The 19104-nt window shown below is 62.7% G+C and carries 17 protein-coding genes; 5 read left to right on the forward strand and 12 right to left on the reverse strand.

Translation table 11 applies throughout. The features are described 5' to 3' along the window. Nucleotides 1-29 precede the first annotated feature (29 nt). The 4 genes from LOY67_RS20725 to LOY67_RS20740 form a co-directional block, all read right to left on the reverse strand. The gene (locus LOY67_RS20725; protein WP_265064220.1) at nucleotides 30-656 is read right to left on the reverse strand and encodes a C40 family peptidase; all 627 of its coding nucleotides are present in this window, start codon (nucleotides 654-656) and stop codon (nucleotides 30-32) included. Between the two features lie 357 nt (nucleotides 657-1013). After that, entirely contained in the window at nucleotides 1014-1718 is a 705-nt protein-coding gene (gene hda / locus LOY67_RS20730) for a DnaA regulatory inactivator Hda (RefSeq protein WP_003178999.1), read from the reverse strand. Between the two features lie 180 nt (nucleotides 1719-1898). Next, on the reverse strand, nucleotides 1899-2972 hold the full coding sequence (locus LOY67_RS20735) for an AI-2E family transporter (RefSeq protein ID WP_265064221.1): 1074 nt from the start codon (nucleotides 2970-2972) through the stop codon (nucleotides 1899-1901). A gap of 32 nt (nucleotides 2973-3004) precedes the next feature. Further along, the gene (locus tag LOY67_RS20740; RefSeq protein WP_265064222.1) at nucleotides 3005-4063 is read right to left on the reverse strand and encodes a DUF2066 domain-containing protein; all 1059 of its coding nucleotides are present in this window, start codon (nucleotides 4061-4063) and stop codon (nucleotides 3005-3007) included. Between the two features lie 364 nt (nucleotides 4064-4427). Between LOY67_RS20740 and purM the strand changes: the two genes are divergently transcribed. From purM to LOY67_RS20755, 3 genes are read left to right on the forward strand one after another with little or no spacing between them, the layout of a single operon-like run. Further along, on the forward strand, nucleotides 4428-5486 hold the full coding sequence (gene purM, locus LOY67_RS20745) for a phosphoribosylformylglycinamidine cyclo-ligase (protein WP_258626573.1): 1059 nt from the start codon (nucleotides 4428-4430) through the stop codon (nucleotides 5484-5486). An 11-nt stretch (nucleotides 5487-5497) separates the two neighbouring features. After that, nucleotides 5498-6148, forward strand: a complete 651-nt coding sequence (gene purN / locus LOY67_RS20750) for a phosphoribosylglycinamide formyltransferase (RefSeq protein ID WP_265064223.1) — start codon at nucleotides 5498-5500, stop codon at nucleotides 6146-6148. A gap of 8 nt (nucleotides 6149-6156) precedes the next feature. Further along, on the forward strand, nucleotides 6157-6870 hold the full coding sequence (locus tag LOY67_RS20755) for a DUF3108 domain-containing protein (RefSeq protein ID WP_265064224.1): 714 nt from the start codon (nucleotides 6157-6159) through the stop codon (nucleotides 6868-6870). Between the two features lie 107 nt (nucleotides 6871-6977). Here the strand turns inward: LOY67_RS20755 and LOY67_RS20760 are convergent, their stop codons facing one another. Continuing rightward, on the reverse strand, nucleotides 6978-7142 hold the full coding sequence (locus LOY67_RS20760; protein ID WP_265064225.1) for a hypothetical protein: 165 nt from the start codon (nucleotides 7140-7142) through the stop codon (nucleotides 6978-6980). Nucleotides 7143-7247: 105 nt separating this feature from the next. Between LOY67_RS20760 and LOY67_RS20765 the strand changes: the two genes are divergently transcribed. Further along, on the forward strand, nucleotides 7248-7454 hold the full coding sequence (locus tag LOY67_RS20765; protein ID WP_041020215.1) for a hypothetical protein: 207 nt from the start codon (nucleotides 7248-7250) through the stop codon (nucleotides 7452-7454). A gap of 115 nt (nucleotides 7455-7569) precedes the next feature. On the opposite strand, the gene LOY67_RS20770 is transcribed toward LOY67_RS20765, so the two are convergent. The 7 genes from LOY67_RS20770 to LOY67_RS20800 form a co-directional block, all read right to left on the reverse strand. Continuing rightward, a complete protein-coding gene (locus LOY67_RS20770; RefSeq protein ID WP_024779739.1) occupies nucleotides 7570-8109 on the reverse strand; it encodes a DUF2058 domain-containing protein in 540 nt (179 codons plus the stop codon). 26 nt (nucleotides 8110-8135) lie between these two features. Next, nucleotides 8136-8969, reverse strand: coding sequence for a nucleoside triphosphate pyrophosphohydrolase (mazG, locus tag LOY67_RS20775; protein ID WP_265064226.1), 834 nt, complete (start codon nucleotides 8967-8969; stop codon nucleotides 8136-8138). A gap of 127 nt (nucleotides 8970-9096) precedes the next feature. Beyond that, complete coding sequence (gene relA / locus LOY67_RS20780) at nucleotides 9097-11343, reverse strand: GTP diphosphokinase (protein ID WP_265064227.1); 2247 nt, start codon at nucleotides 11341-11343, stop codon at nucleotides 9097-9099. A gap of 101 nt (nucleotides 11344-11444) precedes the next feature. Continuing rightward, entirely contained in the window at nucleotides 11445-12815 is a 1371-nt protein-coding gene (gene rlmD / locus LOY67_RS20785) for a 23S rRNA (uracil(1939)-C(5))-methyltransferase RlmD (RefSeq protein ID WP_265064228.1), read from the reverse strand. Beyond that, nucleotides 12815-13717 (reverse strand): cysteine synthase CysM, encoded by a 903-nt coding sequence (gene cysM, locus LOY67_RS20790; RefSeq protein WP_265064229.1) that lies wholly within the window; start codon nucleotides 13715-13717, stop codon nucleotides 12815-12817. Before cysM ends, rlmD begins: the two co-directional genes overlap by 1 nt. A 179-nt stretch (nucleotides 13718-13896) precedes the next feature. Then, nucleotides 13897-15333, reverse strand: a complete 1437-nt coding sequence (locus tag LOY67_RS20795) for a sensor histidine kinase (protein WP_265064230.1) — start codon at nucleotides 15331-15333, stop codon at nucleotides 13897-13899. Then, a complete protein-coding gene (locus LOY67_RS20800; protein ID WP_265064231.1) occupies nucleotides 15320-16042 on the reverse strand; it encodes a response regulator transcription factor in 723 nt (240 codons plus the stop codon). Before LOY67_RS20800 ends, LOY67_RS20795 begins: the two co-directional genes overlap by 14 nt. A 215-nt stretch (nucleotides 16043-16257) precedes the next feature. Between LOY67_RS20800 and LOY67_RS20805 the strand changes: the two genes are divergently transcribed. Continuing rightward, the gene (locus LOY67_RS20805; protein ID WP_265064232.1) at nucleotides 16258-19008 is read left to right on the forward strand and encodes a response regulator; all 2751 of its coding nucleotides are present in this window, start codon (nucleotides 16258-16260) and stop codon (nucleotides 19006-19008) included. Nucleotides 19009-19104 lie beyond the last annotated feature (96 nt).

Here is a 19104-nt window from a genome sequence, read left to right on the forward strand (position 1 = left end):
ACTTTAAGTTTGCCTTACAAACTGTGCGCTTACTTGCGAGCGGTGACCACGGTCGGTGCCATGGCGAGGGCGCGCTTGGCTTCGATGAAGGTCTTGTTCCAGTAGGTGTCGCCCAGGCTGTCGATCCGCACGCCACCGCTGCGACGGCTGCTGGAATGAATGAACTGGTTGTCGCCCAGGTAGATACCAGCGTGACTGACCCGACCACGACGCCCGCTGGTGCTGAAGAACAGCAGGTCACCGGGCTCCAGCTGGTTGCGGGCCACCAGCGGCGCGTTCACGTTGATCATTTCACGTGTGGAGCGCGGCAGGTTCATGCCGGCCTCCTCACGGAACAGGTAGCCGATGAAACCGCTGCAATCGAAGCCGGCTTCAGAAGTACCGCCGAAACGGTAGCGGGTACCGATCAGGGACATGCCACGCTCCAGAATGCTGTCGGCCAGCACTGGCAGCTGATAAGGCTTGTTGCCGGCGAAGGCTGCCAGTTCTTTGTCGTCTGCCATTTCTTCCTGGAATGCCATGGAAGAAGACTGGGCGGTAACGGAGGTCTTGACCTGTGGTTGTTGCGCTTGCTGCGACACTGGAGAGTGGGCAGCGCAACCGAACAGCAGGGTAACGAGTGCGAGAGGCACGAGGGGTGCGAAGCGATTGAGCATGGGCACGACCGTGGCTGTAGTTATAAAGATGGACGAGACTATGCCTTCTATCGACTTCATTTGCAAATTCAATCGATACAAATGTGACTTCTCGGTTTTCCGTCTACATCTAAGCGCTTAAGCCCATTTTGAAAGTCACGTGGCCTGCTACCCAGCAGGACCGCGATTTTGCCATGCCTTAGAGGCTGCTGGTTACAAAGCTGTACACACCCTTGTGGCGAGGGGATTTATCCCCGCTGGGCTGCGCAGCAGTCCCGAAACAGTCAACTCGATCTGTCTGACACACCGAGGTGTCAGGAATAGGGCTGCTTCGCAGCCCAGCGGGGATAAATCCCCTCGCCACAGGGGTCGCTGTGTTTACCAGCCCAGGGTTTCTTTCAAGAACGGAATAGTCAGCTTGCGCTGGGCCTGAAGCGAGGCCTGGTCGAGGCGTTCGAGCAATTCGAACAATGCGCTCATGCTGCGGGTGCCGCGGGTGAGGATGAAGTGCCCGACCTCATCGGTCAGGTGCAGGCCACGCCGGGAAGCGCGCAACTGCAAGGCACGGAGCTTGTCTTCATCGGAAAGCGGGCGCATCTGGAAGATCAGCGCCAGGGTGAGGCGGGACTTGAGATCCGCCAGCTTCACCGGCAGCTCCCGTGGCGACGTCGACGCGGCGATCAGCAAGCGCCGACCGCTGTCGCGCAACCGATTGAACAGATGAAACAGCGCCTCCTCCCAATCGGCCTTGCCGGCCACGGCCTGGAGGTCGTCCAGGCAGACCAGTTCGTACTGTTCGAGGTTATCGAGGATCTCGACCCCGCGATCCAGCAACTCAGCCAACGGCAGATACACCGCAGGTTCGCCCAGTTGCTCGAACCGCAGGCAAGCCGCCTGCAACAGATGCGTACGCCCTACCCCGTCCTTGCCCCACAGATAGATCAGGCTTTCGGTCCAGCCGGCGTCGGCTTCGCAAAGCCGCTCGACATAGCCGAGTGCAGCGGCATTGGCGCCTGGGTAGTAGTTGATAAAGGTGGCGTCGTCACGCAGACGCACACCTAGGGGCAGCTGAATCGGTTTCATGCTGGCTGGACAGCTCCAAAGGAACCGTGAGTGGCCTCTGTGTAAAGTTCGCAAAGTCTATACCCGTGGCGCGGACCGCACAATGCGCCGGACCACGAGCAAAATCAAAGGTTTGCAGCGCCAGGACAGCGGGACGAGCGTTTCCCTGACACCCGGACAAGCATCAGGCTACCGGCCGCCCTACAGTTCCGGGTCTTCGACGCCGCTGTAGATGTCCGAGTCCTTGTACAAGTCATGCACATGACGCACCAGCACCATGATCACCGCCGCCACCGGCAGCGCCAGCAGGATCCCGGTGAAGCCGAACAACTCGCCGCCAGCCAGGATCGCGAAGATCACCGCCACCGGATGCAGGCCGATGCGATCACCCACCAGCAACGGCGTCAACACCATGCCCTCCAGGGCCTGGCCGACCATGAACACCGCCACGATGCCGACCATGGGGTAGAGGTCGCCGCCAAACTGGAACAGCCCGGCGATCAACGCCGCGCCAATACCGATCACGAAGCCCATGTACGGAACGATGGCGGCCAACCCGGCGATCATACCGATCAAGAGCCCCAGCTCCAGCCCCACCAGCATCAACCCCGCCGCATAGATGAAGCCCAGCGCCACCATCACCAGTAACTGCCCGCGCACAAACGCACCCAACACTTCATGACACTCACCAGCGAGGGTCATGATGCGTTCTTCACGGTGACGGGGCAGCAGGCTGCGGATCTTCGCCATCATCAGGTCCCAGTCCCGCAGCAGGTAGAAACTCACGACCGGAATCAGCACCAGGTTCGCCAGCCAACCAATCAGCGCCAACCCCGAGGCGGTGGCCTGGCTCAGGACCACGCCGACAATGTCGGTGGTCTGGCCCATATGCGCGCTGATGGCCGCCTTGACCTTGTCGAACTTCCAGAAACCGTCCGCCAGTCCCAGTTTCGATTGCACCCACGGCACCGCCGTGTGCTGCAGCCAGTCGAGCATCTGCGGCGCCAGTTCATACAGGCGCAGCAACTGCTTGGCGAGCATCGGTATCAACACCAGCAACAGGGCGCTGACAATCAAGGTGAACAGCGCAAATACCGATATCACGCCCCAGGTTCTCGACAGGCCGAGCTTTTCCAGGCGATCCACCACCGGGTCAAACAGATAGGCCAACAGCAGTGCAACCAGGAACGGCGTCAGAATCGGATGCAGCAGATAGATAAACGCGAACAGCAGGACGACCCCGCCCAACCAGAACCAACGCCGCGTATCGCCCATGAACCACTCCCTGCTATATAAAGAAAGAAAATCTACCAGCGGAACCGCAGGCTGGCCGTCGGCGCGGGCGGCGGTGTTGCTGCCGGGGCCGTTCCATCGGCAGCCGGTGGAGCCGCAGGCACCGGAGCCATCGCCTCACCGGCGGGAATTTCCTGCAACTTCGCCAGGGCCAGTTGCGCCTTCAGTTGCTCCGCGCTGCCGTTGACCCGATAGATGATCCGGTCACCCTCGACCCGCTGCACCTGCCCGGCGAACGGTTCGAGCAAGCGCCCAAGGGCGGCATAGCGCTCAAGATTCATGCCCTGCACTTCCAGCAACTGCTCGGTGGCCACACCCGGCTTGGCCACGAAGCGCGGCGCCAGCCGCTGACTCACCGCCAGCATCACCGCATCGGCCAGCGCAGCCTGATCGGCGCCCTGGGCGGTGCCCTGCTCGCGCTGATCGCCCAGCCACAGGCGCCAGGTCCCGTGCCACTGACCGCCCTCTTCCTTGGCGTGGACCGCCAGCAAGGCATCCGCCGCGTATCGCTCCGATGCATCGCGTAGCGGCGCCGGATCAGTGCCTTCCAGGTTCGGCGCGGTGGCAACGATCTGCTCGCTCAAGTCCGCCAGCGGCAAGTGCAGCGCCAGGCCCCGGTGCTGGGCGGCACGGCGCAACGGCGTGGCACTGGCCTGGCCATCGCCCACCAGGCTGGAGCCTTCAGCCGAGTCGTTGAGCCACCAGCCCAGGATCGATGGCCGGTTCACGCCCCACAGCGACAGCCCTGCCGAACGCAATGCCCGATCGGTGCTCGCCGGGTCGAAGTCGACCTTGAGGCTTTCCGGGGGACCGGCATCGTAGCCATACTGAAGAATGATCTGCTGCGGGTCCTTGCGGATCGCCGCCAGCCCCGGGTTCTGCGCGGCCTTGGCGTCGCCGGTCAGGCGCAGCACCAGCGTATCCAGCGCACGCAGGGTCGCCTGGTTGCGCTCATCCGGCGTCTGGCTGCTCACCGGCTCGAGTACTTGGTAAAGGCCATTGAGGGTTTCGGCATGGCTCGCCAGGCTGATCAGCGACAAGCAGCCCACGGACAAGAATTTGAACAGACGCATGGAAGATTCCCGGACATAAACGGCTGGAACACGCCGCGTGAAGAAGACTGAGCATGGCTGTGACCACAGCACCTGGCAAAACATTCACACACCCGATGGAAGTTTCGCACCGCGTAACCATAGCCGGCTACCGCTACACCTTATACAGGGGCACCGCGCAGCACCAACAGCAGAAATATCGGTTTTTTCCTCGGATATGTCCCTGCCCGTCGGCGCGAGGATGGCCGCTGCCCCACAAGCCTGATAAAATCGCGCGCCTTCGCAGACCGGCAATGGCCGGGCACCCGGAATAATTCGTACAACGGTTATTCAATGGCCCAGGCTGTCGGTCGTTACCCAGAAATCCCCCCTAAAGGCCTGGATCATGAGCAAGCAACCCTCCCTGAGCTACAAGGACGCCGGTGTAGACATCGACGCCGGTGAAGCATTGGTCGAACGCATCAAGAGCGTCGCCAAGCGCACTGCGCGCCCGGAAGTCATGGGCGGCCTGGGCGGTTTCGGCGCCCTCTGCGAGATCCCGGCCGGCTACAAGCAACCGGTGCTGGTCTCGGGCACCGACGGCGTCGGCACCAAGCTGCGCCTGGCGCTGAACCTGAACAAGCACGACAGCATCGGCATCGACCTGGTGGCCATGTGCGTGAACGACCTGGTGGTCTGCGGCGCCGAGCCGCTGTTCTTCCTCGACTACTACGCCACCGGCAAGCTGAACGTCGACACCGCGGCCCAGGTCGTGACCGGCATCGGTGCCGGCTGCGAACTGTCCGGTTGCTCCCTGGTCGGCGGCGAAACCGCTGAAATGCCAGGCATGTACGAAGGCGAAGACTACGACCTGGCCGGCTTCTGCGTCGGCGTCGTGGAAAAGGCCGAGATCATCGACGGCTCGAAAGTCGCCGCCGGCGATGCCCTGCTCGCCCTGCCGTCTTCCGGCCCGCACTCCAACGGCTACTCGCTGATCCGCAAGATCATCGAAGTGTCCGGCGCCGACATCGAAAACATCCAGCTCGACGGCAAGCCACTGACCGACCTGCTGATGGCCCCGACCCGCATCTACGTCAAGCCGCTGCTCAAGCTGATCAAGGACACCGGCGCCGTCAAGGCCATGGCCCACATCACCGGCGGTGGCCTGCTCGACAACATCCCGCGCGTGCTGCCAAAAGGCGCCCAGGCGGTGGTCGACGTGGCGAGCTGGACCCGTCCGGCGGTGTTCGACTGGCTGCAAGAGAAAGGCAACGTCGACGAAACCGAAATGCACCGCGTGCTGAACTGCGGCGTGGGCATGGTGATCTGCGTGGCCCAGGAGCACGTCGAGACAGCCCTGAACGTGCTGCGTGAAGCGGGCGAACAGCCTTGGGTCATCGGCCAGATCGCAACCGCGGCCGAAGGCGCTGCCCAGGTCGAGCTGAAAAACCTCAAGGCTCACTGATGCAGGAAAAGATGCCTGCAACCTGTGACGTCGTGGTGCTGCTGTCCGGCACCGGCAGTAACCTGCAGGCGCTGATCGACAGCACGCGGACCGGCGACAGCCCGGTCCGTATCCGCGCGGTGATTTCCAACCGCGCCGATGCCTACGGCCTGCAACGTGCCCAGGATGCGGGTATCGACACCCGTGTCCTGGATCACAAGGCCTTCGACGGCCGCGAAGCCTTCGACGCCGCGCTGATCGAGCAGATCGACGCCTTCAATCCGCAACTGGTGGTCCTGGCCGGCTTCATGCGCATCCTCAGTGCCGGCTTCGTGCGCCACTACCAGGGCCGCCTGTTCAATATCCACCCATCGCTGCTACCCAAATACAAAGGGTTACACACTCACCAGCGCGTGCTGGAGGCCGGAGACACTGAGCACGGCTGCTCGGTGCACTTTGTCACCGAGGAACTCGATGGCGGACCACTGGTCGTACAGGCAGTAATACCGGTAGAGTTGCACGACACGCCGCAAAGCCTGGCACAACGGGTTCACGCCCGGGAACACCAGATCTACCCGATGGCCGTGCGTTGGTTTGCCGAAGGACGGCTGACCCTCGACGATCGCGGAGCCTCACTGGACGGCCAGTTGCTCGCCGCCAGCGGCCATTTGATTCGACACTAGGAGATTTTATGCGTCGCGCCCTGCTCTTCGCCTGTGCTCTGCTCGCCTTGCCCCTGGCACAGGCTTCAGACCTTCAACCGTTCTCCGCCAGCTACACCGCCGACTGGAAACAGCTGCCCATGAGCGGCACCGCCGAGCGCAGCCTGACCAAGGAGGCCAACGGCACCTGGAAGCTGAGCTTCAAGGCATCGATGATGATCGCCAGCCTGACGGAAGAAAGCACCCTGACCCTGGACAAGGACACACTGCTGCCGCAGTCCTACCACTTCGAACGGGGTGGCCTGGGCAAAGCCAAGAAGGCCGACCTGGACTTCGACTGGAGCACGAAGATGGTCACTGGCACCGATCGCGGCGACGCGGTGAAGCTGCCGCTGAATCGTGGCATGGTCGATAAATCCACTTACCAGTTGGCCCTGCAGCACGACGTCGCAGCCGGCAAGAAAAGCATGAGCTATCAGGTCGTCGATGATGGCGAAGTCGATACCTATGACTTCCGCGTGCTGGGCTCGGAAAAAGTCGACACCAAGGCCGGCCAGATCGACGCGATCAAGGTCGAGCGCGTGCGCGATCCGACACAGAGCAAGCGCACCACCGTACTCTGGTTCGCCAAGGACTGGGATTACCTGCTGGTACGCCTGCAACAGGTCGAGACGGACGGCAAGGAGTACAACATCATGCTCCTGGACGGCACGGTCAACGGCAAGACAGTCAAAGGCAGCTGATCGCCGCGAACATCAAGAAGCCCCGCCAATGCGGGGCTTCTTTTTGCCCGGGTTTCATGAACACCGATATTCCCTGTGGGAGCGAGCCTGCTCGCGATAGCGGTATGTCAGTTGATATCGATGCCGACTGAAGCACCGCTATCGCGAGCAGGCTCGCTCCCACAGAGTCTTGTGCTGAGTTCGTTTCTACAACATGAAATTTTTTTCATGAACCCACCCCTGCGACCAAACGCCGCGCCCTGCCCGGCCTGCGGGATGGTTGCGATTTTCATGAAAACTTCTTAACCGGCCAGGGCATTTACTTAGCAGGCTATCCAAATCTATAACAAAGTCCTGCACACGCTTTGCTGCAGATGACAGAGATTGGAGTTTGCAAGATGACAGTGAAAGTAAATGAACGCGATGATGCCCACATGTCCCACGAAGCCATTGCCGCCGGCATTCAGATCTGGGATGTGCGTCAACAGGATCTGCTGGTGGGGATGTTCCACTCCGAGACGGAGGCCTACCGCTACAAGGCCGAGTTGGAGCGCGAGGAAAGCCAGCGTGCCCATGAGGCAACGCAATCCCAGGAACAACTCTGACTCCTGTGGGAGCCGAGCTTGCTCGCGATGGCGGCGTATCAGTCAACAAACGTATCGACTGACACACCGCCATCGCGAGCAAGCTCGGCTCCCACAGGGTTTTGTGTTTAGCTCATTACCACATCAAATCATCAGGAATCTGATACGCCGCGTACGGATCGTCGGCATCCACTTCTTCGGTCTGGGTGTTGAGCTGGACGATGCGCTTGGGATCGCGCTCCTGGATCTTCAGGGCGGCCTCGCGCGGGATCACTTCATAGCCACCGGCATGATGGACGATCGCCAGCGAGCCGCTGCTCAGCTTGTTGCGCATCAGGGTGTTCACCGAAATGCGCTTGACCTTCTTGTCGTCGACAAAGTTGTAGTAATCCTCGGTGGTCAGCTTCGGCAGGCGCGACACTTCGATCAATTGCTTGATCTGCGCGGCACGGGCCTTCTGCTCGGCCTTCTCCTGCTGCTGACGGTTGAGTTCCTGGTCGCGCCGGGCCTTCTCGGCCATGGCTTCCTGGGCGGCGCGCTGCTGGGAGTCATCCAGCTCGATCTGGCCTTTGTGGGCCAGGCGCTGCTGCTTCTGCTTGTCCTTGCCGACCTGCTTGACCTGCTTTTGGTTGACCAGCCCTGCTTTGAGCAACTGGTCGCGAAGGGAAAGGCTCATGGTGCTTACTCACTTAGGCAACGGCCTCAGCCGCAGCTGGGCAAATTCTTTTCCTGACGTTTGGCTTCGCCCCACAAGGCGTCCAACTCTTCGAGGGTGCAATCTTCCATGGGACGGTGGGTGTCGCGCAATGCCTGTTCGATAAAACGGAAGCGTCGCTCGAACTTGGCGTTGGCCCCGCGCAACGCGCCTTCCGGGTCGACCTTGAGGTGCCGGGCCAGGTTGACGACCGAAAACAACAGGTCACCGATCTCGTCGGCGACTGCCGCCTGGTCATTTTCCGACATCGCTTCGAGCACTTCATCCAGCTCTTCCCGGACCTTGTCGAGTACCGGTAAGGCGTCCGGCCAGTCGAAACCGACCTGCCCGGCGCGCTTCTGCAATTTGGCCGAACGGGACAGCGCCGGCAATGCGCCGGGCACATCGTCGAGCAGGGAGAGTTGCAGCGGCGCGGTGGACTTCTCGGCCCGCTCCTCGGCCTTGATTTCCTCCCAGTGCTGCTTGACCTGCTCTTCGCTCAGGCGCGGCACATCCAGCGGCGCGTACAGGTCGCCGGTGGGAAATACGTGGGGATGGCGACGGATCAGTTTGCGGGTGATGCTGTCGACCACGCCGGCGAATTCAAAGCGGTTTTCTTCCCGGGCCAGTTGGCTGTAATACACCACCTGGAACAGCAGGTCGCCCAACTCGCCCTGCACATGATCGAAGTCACCGCGCTCGATCGCATCGGCCACCTCGTAGGCTTCTTCCAGGGTATGGGGGACGATCGTCTCCCAGGTCTGCTTGATGTCCCACGGGCAACCGTACTGCGGATCGCGCAGGCGGTTCATCAGGTGGAGCAGGTCTTCAAGGCTATACATAAATCCATCTCGTCACACAAAACCCTTGTGGGAGCGAGCCTGCTCGCGATTGCAGTATGTCAGTAACCCTCTCTGTCACTGAAAGACCGCTATCGCGAGCAAGCTCGCTCCCACATTTGGACCGCGCTTACCCCGGTGTCCGGTTACGCCGGGTCTCGATGATGTTCGGCAACTGGGAAATCCGTCCCAGCAACCGCCCCAGTGCATCCAGCCCCGGAATCTCGATGGTCAGGGACATCAGCGCGGTGTTGTCTTCCTTGTTCGAGCGTGTGTTGACCGCCAGCACGTTGATGCGCTCGTTCAGCAGCACCTGGGACACGTCACGCAGCAGGCCGGAGCGGTCGTAGGCGCGGATGACGATGTCCACCGGGTAGGTGAGCACCGGCACCGGGCCCCAGCTGACCTGGATGATCCGCTCGGGTTCGCGACCGGCCAGTTGCAGCACCGAGGCGCAGTCCTGGCGGTGAATGCTGACGCCACGGCCCTGGGTGATGTAGCCGACGATCGCATCCCCCGGCAATGGCTGGCAGCAGCCGGCCATCTGGGTCATCAGGTTGCCCACGCCCTGGATCTGGATATCGCCGCGCTTGCCTGGCTTGTAGCCGGTGGCCTTGCGCGGGATCAGCTCCAGTTGCTCGTTGCCGCGCTCCGGCTCCACCAGTTGCTGGGCCAGATTGACCAGTTGCGCCAGGCGCAGGTCGCCGGCCCCGAGGGCGGCGAACATGTCCTCGGCGGTTTTCATGTTGGCCTTTTCGGCCAGCTTGTCGAAGTCCACCTGCGGCAGGCCGAGGCGACTGAGTTCGCGCTCGATCAGGGTCTTGCCGGCGGCGACGTTCTGGTCGCGGGCCTGCAACTTGAACCAGTGGACGATTTTCGCCCGTGCCCGCGAGGTGGTGATGTAACCCAGGTTCGGGTTCAGCCAGTCGCGGCTCGGCGTGCCGTGCTTGCTGGTGATGATCTCGACCTGTTCACCGGTTTGCAGGCTGTAGTTGAGCGGCACGATCCGCCCGTTGATCTTGGCGCCACGGCAGTTGTGGCCGATCTCGGTGTGGACCCGGTAGGCGAAGTCCAGCGGCGTCGCCCCCTTGGGCAGGTCGATGGCGTGGCCATCGGGGGTGAAGATGTAGACCCGGTCCGGTTCGATATCCACCCGCAGCTGTTCCGCCAGGCCGCCGATGTCACCCAGTTCTTCATGCCACTCGAGCACCTGGCGCAACCAGGAGATTTTCTCTTCGTAGTGGTTGGACCCGGACTTGACGTCGGTACCCTTGTATTTCCAGTGGGCGCATACGCCCAGCTCGGCTTCCTCATGCATCGAGTGGGTGCGGATCTGCACTTCCAGCACCTTGCCTTCCGGGCCGATCACCGCGGTGTGCAACGAGCGATAGCCGTTTTCCTTGGGGTTGGCGATGTAGTCGTCGAACTCCTTTGGAATGTGCCGCCACAAGGTATGGACGATACCCAACGCGGTGTAGCAGTCGCGCATCTCCGGGACCAGCACGCGAACGGCGCGCACGTCATAGATCTGGCTGAACTCCAGGCCCTTGCGCTGCATTTTTCGCCAGATCGAATAGATGTGCTTGGCCCGACCGCTGATGTCAGCCTCCACGCCCGTGGCCTGTAGCTCTTCGCGCAGCTGGGTCATCACGTCGGTGATGAAGCGCTCGCGGTCCAGGCGTCGCTCATGCAACAGCTTGGCGATCTGCTTGTACTGGTCCGGCTCCAGGTAGCGGAAGGACAGGTCCTCCAGCTCCCACTTGATATGACCGATGCCGAGACGGTGGGCCAGCGGCGCGTAGATGTCGAAGACTTCCCGGGCGACACGATTGCGCTTTTCATCGTCGGCGGCTTTGACGGCGCGAATCGCGCAGGTCCGCTCGGCCAGCTTGATCAGCGCGACGCGCACATCGTCGACCATGGCCACGAGCATCTTGCGCAGGTTTTCCACCTGGCCCTGGGTGCCCAGGACCATGGAATGACGCGGGCTGAGGCTGGCGCTGATGGCCGCCATGCGCAGCACGCCGTCGATCAGCTTGGCGACCACCGCGCCGAAGCGCTGGCTGACCACCGACAACTGGATCTGGCCTTCGCGCACGCCACGGTACAACACGGCGGCTACCAGCGAATCCTGGTCGAGCTTGAGGTCGGCGAGAATCTCGGCGATCTCAAGACCCGTCTGGAAACTCGACGTGCCTTCGGACCAGAGGTTCTTCGCCGCGTTGTGTTGCTGTTCCGCCTCACGAGCGAACTCGCAGGCTTGCTTCAAGGCTTCGCGATCCAGTGCCATGTCGATACTGACCGCGTGATCGAGCCAAGCCTCGAGATTGATACTGCCGTCGGTGTTGATCGGCTGGTGTGCTCTCACCTGTACCATCTTTACTTACCTTCCCTACGACGCAGATTCAATGCGTCAACATCGCTGACCTTCGTTGCCCGTGTTTCCGCCCAGGGCTGTGGCGGGTTGGCACGAACGGGTCAGTCGGACAAGCCATCCTGGCTCGCTTCAAATAACGCCATGGCCTCGACATGCGCCGTTTGAGGAAACATATCGAGAATCCCGGCACGTTTTAACCGGTAGCCCTGCTTGATCAATTCGACCGTGTCCCGGGCCAAAGTTGCCGGGTTGCACGATACATAAACCAACCGTTCGGCACCCAGGGATGCCAGCTTGCGCACCACCTCGAAAGCACCGTCACGGGGTGGGTCCAAGAGTACCGCAGAAAAGCCTTCGCCGATCCATTCGGCACCCGCCAACGGCTGGGATAAATCGGCCTGAAAAAAGGCAGTGTTATTCAAATTATTGCTGACGGCATTGGCCGCCGCCCGGTCCACCATGGTCTGCACGCCTTCCACGGCCACCACCTCGCGCACGCACCGGGCCAGCGGCAAGGCAAAGTTACCCAGGCCGCAGAACAGATCCAGCACCCGTTCCTCGGAGCGCGGCGCCAGCCAATGCAGGGCCTGGGCAATCATCGCCTCGTTGACCCCGGCGTTCACCTGGATGAAATCCCCCGGCCGATAGGCCAGGTCCAGGTCCCAGGTGTCCAGGCGATAGCCCAGGGCCAGTCCCGGTTCGAGCGGTTGCGGCTCGCCTTCACCGTGCAGCCACAGTTGGGCGTCCTGGGCCGCGCAGAAATCCTTGAGAATCGCCAGGTCGGCTTCCGACAGCGGCGCCATGTGCCGCAGCAACACCGCCAGGGATGAGCCGGCGAATAATTCCACATGTCCCAGCGCCTGGGGTTTGCTCAAGCGGCGGAGCATGTCCGGCAAGCGGCTCATGATCGGCTGCAAGGGCTGTACCAGCACTGGGCAATCGCCAATGGCGACAATGTCCTGGCTGCCGACGGCACGGAAACCGACCTCGAGTTTCTTCGCTTTCTGGTCCCAGCGTACCGCCACGCGGGCGCGGCGCCGATAACCGAACTCCGGCCCGCTCAGCGGCGCGGCCCATTCATCCGGCGCCACACCGGCAACCCGTGACAATTGCTCGGCGAGCATGCGCTGTTTCAGGGCGAGCTGTTCGTTGTGGGGCAGGTGCTGAACACTGCAACCGCCACATCGGCCGGCATGGACGCACGGCATCGCGCGGCGCAGGTCGCTGGCCTGGAACACCCGCTCGGTGCGCGCCTCGACCACCTTGCCATGGGCACCCAGCACCCGCGCCTCGACCTCTTCGCCAGCCAGGGCACCGATGACAAACCAGGTGCGCCCGTCGACAAACGCGATGCCCCGGCCATCGTTGGCCAGGCGCTCTATGGTCAGGCGCTGTTTTTTGCCGGTCGGCACTTGTGGGGCCCGGCTTCCGCCGCTGGGCTGGAAGCGCAGGCCTCGTTCATGCTTGGCCATCAGTTGGGCGCGTCGAAGATGCCGGTGGACAGGTAGCGGTCGCCGCGGTCGCAGATGATCGCAACGATCACCGCGTTTTCAACTTCCTTCGACAAACGCAGCATCCCCGCCACGGCACCGCCGGACGACACGCCGCAAAAAATGCCTTCTTCGCGGGCCAGGCGACGGGTCACGTCCTCGGCTTCGCTCTGGGCCATGTCGATGATGCGGTCCACACGGTCGGCCTGGTAGATCTTCGGCAGATACTCCTCGGGCCAGCGACGAATGCCGGGGATGGACGCGCCTTCCATCGGTTGCAGGCCGACGATCTGCACGTTCGGGTTCTGTTCCTTCAGGTAGCGCGAGGTGCCCATGATGGTGCCGGTGGTGCCCATCGAGCTGACGAAATGGGTGATGGTGCCGTCGGTCTGGCGCCAGATCTCGGGACCGGTGGTGGTGTAGTGGGCTTCGGGATTGTCGCCGTTGGCGAACTGGTCGAGCACCTTGCCGCGGCCCTCGGCCTGCATCCGCTCGGCCAGGTCACGGGCGCCTTCCATGCCCTCGTCCTTGGTCACCAGGATCAACTCGGCACCGTAGGCGGTCATCGCCGCCTTGCGCTCGGCGCTGGAGTTGTCGGGCATGATCAGGATCATCTTGTAACCCTTGATCGCCGCCGCCATCGCCAGGGCAATCCCGGTGTTGCCGGAGGTCGCCTCGATCAGCGTGTCACCGGGCTGGATCTGCCCGCGCAACTCGCCACGGGTGATCATCGACAGCGCCGGCCGGTCCTTGACCGAACCCGCCGGGTTGTTCCCTTCGAGCTTGAGCAAAAGCGTATTGCTGGTGACGCCGGGCAGGCGCTGCAAACGAACCAGCGGAGTGTTGCCGACGCAATCGGCGATGGTGGGGTATTGCACAGTCATGGCGTATTCGCAATCCGGGCTGCGGGGGCGCCTATCATACCGGCAAACCCTGCGCGGCCATATCACGCAAAGTGTGGTGGTTATGGCTTATGGGAATAAGGCCTGCCAACTGCCCTCTGTGGCGAGGGGATTTATCCCCGATGGGCTGCGAAGCGGCCCCTAGGCCTGAGTCCACGGTGTCAGATCGTTTGTTGAGGGCCGCTTCGCGCCCCAGCGGGGATAAATCCCCTCGCCACAGGGGTTGCAGTCGGCTTGGTAACGAGGTTGTCATCGGCCATCAACCACAGATTCAACCGCAGCCCTCGCTCACCATTTTCCGCCCACATCCGCCCGCCCTGGCGTTGCACCGCATTGCGCGCGATGCTCAGGCCCAGGCCGAAACCGCCGTCGCCGGGACGGGAGCCGTCGAGGCGGGTGAAGGGATCGAAGATGCGCTGGAGATCCTGCTCGGCCACCCCGCCGCCTTCGTCCTCCAGCCACAGATGCCAATACGCGCCGTGGCGCCGGCCGCCCAGGCGCACGATGCCTTCGGGTGGTGAATGGCGGATGGCGTTGCGCAGGATATTTTCCAGGGCCTGGGCCAGGGTGTTGAGGTTGCCCTGCACCCAACAGTCGGCCGCCACGGCGCAGTGCAGTTGGCTGGCGGGCCAGGCACTTTCGTAGCAGGCATTTTCCGTGAGCATTTCCCACAGCGCCTGGACCTGGATGGCTTCCCCCGGCAGCGGCGCACGGTCGGTGTCGAGCCAGGCCAGTTGCAAGGTGTCCTCCACCAGCCGCTGCATGCCCTCGACCTCCCGGGCGACCCGTTCACGCAATGGATCGAACGCTTGTTCGCTTTCGCTGGCGACCTGCAGGCGACTCAGGGGCGTGCGCAGCTCATGGGACAGGTCGCGCAGCAGTTGCTGTTGCAGGATGACGGTGGATTGCAGGCGCTCGGCCATGTGATCGAACGCACGCCCCAGTTCACCCAACTCATCGGTCCGGTCGGTCGTGCGCCTGGGCAGACGCACGTTCAACTGATCGGCGCGCCAGGCATTGGCCTGCTCGCGCAATTGATTGAGCGGCACCACCAGCAAGCGGTACAGGCCGACGCACAGCAACAGGGTGAACAGCCCGGGAATCACGCCGTTGGTAATCACCCGCCAGAACACCCGATACCGCCCCGGCAGGAAACGCTCGGGCAGCTCGATCACCAGGCTGCCGGCGGAGGGATCATCGGGAAACGGCACCCGCAGCCACGGCCGGCCTTTGCGGTGGATGGGCCAGTCGAGCCCCCGCAGGAACGTCAGGCGCTCGATCTCCCGGTCCGTCAGCGGATGATCGCTCAGGGACTGCAAGTCCGCACCGATGACGCCGACCCAACCGGCTTCGCGCTGCTGCATGTCATGCAACCACCGATCGACACCCGACTGACTGCCGCCGAGCCAGGCCTGCTCGGCCTCGGCGGCATAGCGCGTGAGAGTGCCTCGGGCCTCGTCCGAAAGGAACTGGTTGCGCTGTTCCATGTAGCGTCCCCAGGACCAGCTCAGCCAGATCATCAGCAGACAGAACGCCACCAACAGGCACGCCAGCTTCCAGAACAGCGAATGCCGCGAGGGCAGATCAGACCATTTCATCGACGGCACTCAAGACATACCCCTTGCCCCATACCGTGCGCACTTCCCGGGCGGTGTAGCCGATGGCCTTGAGCTTGCGCCGGATCTGGCTGACGTGCATGTCCAGGCTACGGTCGTGGGGCGCATAGCCACGTTGCAGGACGTGCTGATAAAGGAAGGCCTTGCTCAGCACTTCGTCGCCACTGCGGTGCAGGACCTCCAGCAGGCGGTACTCGCTGCGGGTCAGTCCGGCATACTGTCCGGCGACCTGCACATCACAGCGCTCTTCGTCGAAATCCAGTCCCCGGACCTGATGGACGGGCAATGTCGAGGCCGGACGCCGATCCAGCGCCACCCGCCGCAGAATGGCTTCGATGCGCACGTGCAACTCAGCCATGCTGAACGGCTTGGGCAGGTAATCGTCGGCACCGAGGCGAAAGCCACTGATGCGGTCGGCTTCAGCGCCCAGGGCCGACATCAACACCACCGGGGTCGAATGGCTCTGGCGCAAACGGGTCAGCACCGCAAGCCCATCCATGCCGGGCAGCAGGATGTCCATGAGCACCACGTCGAAAGCCTGGCGACAGGCAATCTCCAAGCCTTCCTGGCCATTCTGGCACCAGGTCACCTCGAACCCGCTGCGGCCCAGGTGCTCGTGGACATAAGCGCCCAGTACGGGATCGTCTTCAATGGCGAGAATGCGGGGATGACCAACGGAAGTGGGATTCATGAATATCTGCAAATAATTCTCAGTTGACGGAATTATTCAAGATCGTCTCCCCAGAGGCAACCGCCGCACATCGCTACACCGACGCAGCCGACGGTACGGATGCACGGCGACATGAATTTTACGAGGATTGCCCGCCTGCAAGTCGCTACACTGCGCAGGTGTTGCGTGCCGGATGCGCGCGAAGTCAATCAGACCGCTGGATGCAGGAGACAAGTGTGCTCAAGAAACTGGGAATCAAAGGCCGCGTGCTGTTGCTGACCCTGTTGCCGACCAGCCTGATGGCACTGGTCCTGGGCGGCTATTTCACCTGGATGCAGCAATCGGACCTGCATGCCCAGTTGCTGCAGCGTGGCGAGATGATCGCCGAACAGCTTGCCCCGTTGGTCGCCCCGGCCATGAGCCACCAGGACAGCGATCTGCTGGAGCGCATCGCCACCCAGTCCCTGGAACAGACCGATGTGCGCGCCGTGACCTTCCTCGCACCCGACCGCACGCCGCTGGCCCACGCCGGCCCGACCATGCTCAACCGCGCCCCGGAAGGCAACAGCGCTCAACTGCTGCAACGCACCGGCAACGATGCCACGCGCTACCTGTTGCCGGTATTCGGCAAGCATCGCAACCTCGCCGGCGAACTGATCCCCGAAGAAGCCGACCGCCTATTGGGCTGGGTCGAGTTGGAGTTGTCCCACAGTGGCATGTTGCTACGCGGTTACCGCAGTCTGTTTGCCAGCCTGTTGCTGATTACCGCCGGCCTGGGACTGACCGCGTTGCTGGCCCTGCGCATGGGCCGCACGATCAACCGGCCACTGAGCCAGATCAAGCTGGCCGTGGCGCAACTCAAGGACGGTCACCTGGAAACCCGCCTGCCCCCGCTGGGCAGCCAGGAACTGGATGAGCTGGCGTCGGGCATCAACCGCATGGCCAGCACCTTGCAGAACGCCCAGGAAGAATTGCAGCACAGCATCGACCAGGCCACCGAAGACGTGCGCCAGAACCTGGAAACCATCGAGATCCAGAACATCGAGCTGGACCTGGCCCGCAAGGAGGCCCTGGAGGCAAGTCGGATCAAGTCCGAATTCCTGGCGAACATGAGCCATGAAATCCGTACCCCCCTCAATGGCATCCTCGGCTTCACGCACCTGTTGCAGAAAAGCGAACTGACCCCGCGCCAGCTCGATTACCTGGGCACCATCGAAAAATCCGCCGACAGCCTGCTGGGCATCATCAACGAGATCCTCGACTTTTCGAAGATCGAGGCCGGCAAACTGGTGCTCGACAACATTCCGTTCAACCTGCGGGACCTGTTGCAGGACACCCTGACCATCCTCGCCCCCGCGGCCCATGCCAAACAGCTGGAACTGGTGAGCCTGGTCTACCGCGACACGCCGTTGTCGCTGGTGGGCGATCCGCTGCGCCTCAAGCAGATCCTCACCAACCTGGTGAGCAACGCCATCAAGTTCACCCGCGAAGGCACCATCGTCGCCCGGGCCATGCTCGAAGACGAACACGAAGACAGCGTGCAACTGCGCATCAGCATCCAGGACACCGGTATCGGCCTGTCGAACCAGGATGTGCGGGCGCTGTTCCAGGCGTTCAGCCAGGCCGACAATTCGCTGTCGCGGCAACCCGGCGGCACTGGCTTGGGCCTGGTGATTTCCAAGCGCCTGGTGGAACAGATGGGCGGCGAGATCGGGGTCGACAGCACACCGGGCGAAGGCTCGGAATTCTGGATCAGCCTGCGCCTGCCCAAGACCCGCGACGACGCCGAGGACCTGCCCGGCCCGCCGTTGCTGGGTCGTCACGTGGCCTTGCTGGAAAACCATGAACTGGCCCGCCAGGCCTTGCAGCATCAGCTCGAAGACTGCGGCTTGCAGGTGACACCGTTCAGTACCCTGGAAAACCTGACCAATGGCGTGACCATCGCCCACCAGACCGATCAGGCCATCGACCTGGCCGTGCTGGGCATCACCAGCAACGACATGCCGCCGGAACGCCTCAACCAGCACATCTGGGACCTTGAACACCTGGGCTGCAAAGTCCTGGTGCTGTGCCCGACCACCGAGCAGACGCTGTACCATCTCTCGGTGCCCAACCCCCACAGCCAGTTGCAGGCCAAGCCGGCCTGTACCCGCAAGTTGCGCCGCTCGCTGTCCGACCTGGTCAACCCGCGTCCGCCGCGCAGCGAACCCAACGAACCGGTGGCCAGCCGCGCGCCCAAGGTCCTCTGCGTGGACGACAACCCGGCGAACCTGTTGCTGGTGCAAACCCTGCTCGAAGACATGGGCGCCAAGGTGCTGGCGGTGGAAAGCGGCTATGCCGCGGTCCAGGCCGTGCAAAAGGAAACCTTCGACCTGGTCCTGATGGACGTGCAGATGCCCGGCATGGACGGTCGCCAGAGCACCGAGGCCATCCGCCAATGGGAAAGCGAGCGGCATTGCACGCCGCTGCCGATCGTCGCCCTCACCGCCCACGCCATGGCCAATGAAAAACGCGCCCTGCTGCAAAGCGGCATGGACGACTACCTGACCAAGCCCATCAGCGAGCGGCAACTGGCCCAGGTGGTGCTCAAATGGACCGGCCTGGCCCTGCGCAATCAATCGCCGGAGCGAGGTTCCGACACTCAGGGCGGCAATGAACTGCTGGTGCTCGATCCTGAAGAAGGCCTGCGCCTGGCCGCCGGCAAGGCCGATCTGGCGGCAGACATGCTGTCGATGCTGCTGGCGTCCCTGGAAGCCGACCGCGAAGCGATTCGCCAGGCCAGTGAGGCCAACGATCACAACGCCCTGATCGAGCGGGTCCATCGCCTGCATGGCGCCACGCGCTACTGCGGCGTCCCGCAGTTGCGCGCCGCCTGCCAGCGCAGCGAAACCCTGCTCAAGCAACAGGACCCCAAGGCCACCGTCGCCCTGCAAGACCTGGATCGCGCCATCGATCGCCTGGCCAGCGAGGCACGTATCAGCGCGTGATCCCGGATCGTAGGAGCTGTCGAGCGAAGCGAAGCTGCGATCTTTTGATCTTTCTCTCGTGACTCAATTGTCTGGGACAAGATCGCAGCCTCGCTT

Origin of the sequence: Pseudomonas sp. B21-056 (assembly GCF_026016325.1) — a bacterium.
Classification (GTDB): domain Bacteria; phylum Pseudomonadota; class Gammaproteobacteria; order Pseudomonadales; family Pseudomonadaceae; genus Aquipseudomonas.

Coding starts and splice junctions, on each gene's coding strand:
- LOY67_RS20725 (WP_265064220.1), bottom strand. CDS start 656: ATGCTCAATCGCTTCGCACCCCTCGTGCCTCTCGCACTCGTTACCCTG.
- hda (WP_003178999.1), bottom strand. CDS start 1,718: ATGAAACCGATTCAGCTGCCCCTAGGTGTGCGTCTGCGTGACGACGCC.
- LOY67_RS20735 (WP_265064221.1), bottom strand. CDS start 2,972: ATGGGCGATACGCGGCGTTGGTTCTGGTTGGGCGGGGTCGTCCTGCTG.
- LOY67_RS20740 (WP_265064222.1), bottom strand. CDS start 4,063: ATGCGTCTGTTCAAATTCTTGTCCGTGGGCTGCTTGTCGCTGATCAGC.
- purM (WP_258626573.1), top strand. CDS start 4,428: ATGAGCAAGCAACCCTCCCTGAGCTACAAGGACGCCGGTGTAGACATC.
- purN (WP_265064223.1), top strand. CDS start 5,498: ATGCCTGCAACCTGTGACGTCGTGGTGCTGCTGTCCGGCACCGGCAGT.
- LOY67_RS20755 (WP_265064224.1), top strand. CDS start 6,157: ATGCGTCGCGCCCTGCTCTTCGCCTGTGCTCTGCTCGCCTTGCCCCTG.
- LOY67_RS20760 (WP_265064225.1), bottom strand. CDS start 7,142: ATGAAAATCGCAACCATCCCGCAGGCCGGGCAGGGCGCGGCGTTTGGT.
- LOY67_RS20765 (WP_041020215.1), top strand. CDS start 7,248: ATGACAGTGAAAGTAAATGAACGCGATGATGCCCACATGTCCCACGAA.
- LOY67_RS20770 (WP_024779739.1), bottom strand. CDS start 8,109: ATGAGCCTTTCCCTTCGCGACCAGTTGCTCAAAGCAGGGCTGGTCAAC.
- mazG (WP_265064226.1), bottom strand. CDS start 8,969: ATGTATAGCCTTGAAGACCTGCTCCACCTGATGAACCGCCTGCGCGAT.
- relA (WP_265064227.1), bottom strand. CDS start 11,343: ATGGTACAGGTGAGAGCACACCAGCCGATCAACACCGACGGCAGTATC.
- rlmD (WP_265064228.1), bottom strand. CDS start 12,815: ATGGCCAAGCATGAACGAGGCCTGCGCTTCCAGCCCAGCGGCGGAAGC.
- cysM (WP_265064229.1), bottom strand. CDS start 13,717: ATGACTGTGCAATACCCCACCATCGCCGATTGCGTCGGCAACACTCCG.
- LOY67_RS20795 (WP_265064230.1), bottom strand. CDS start 15,333: ATGAAATGGTCTGATCTGCCCTCGCGGCATTCGCTGTTCTGGAAGCTG.
- LOY67_RS20800 (WP_265064231.1), bottom strand. CDS start 16,042: ATGAATCCCACTTCCGTTGGTCATCCCCGCATTCTCGCCATTGAAGAC.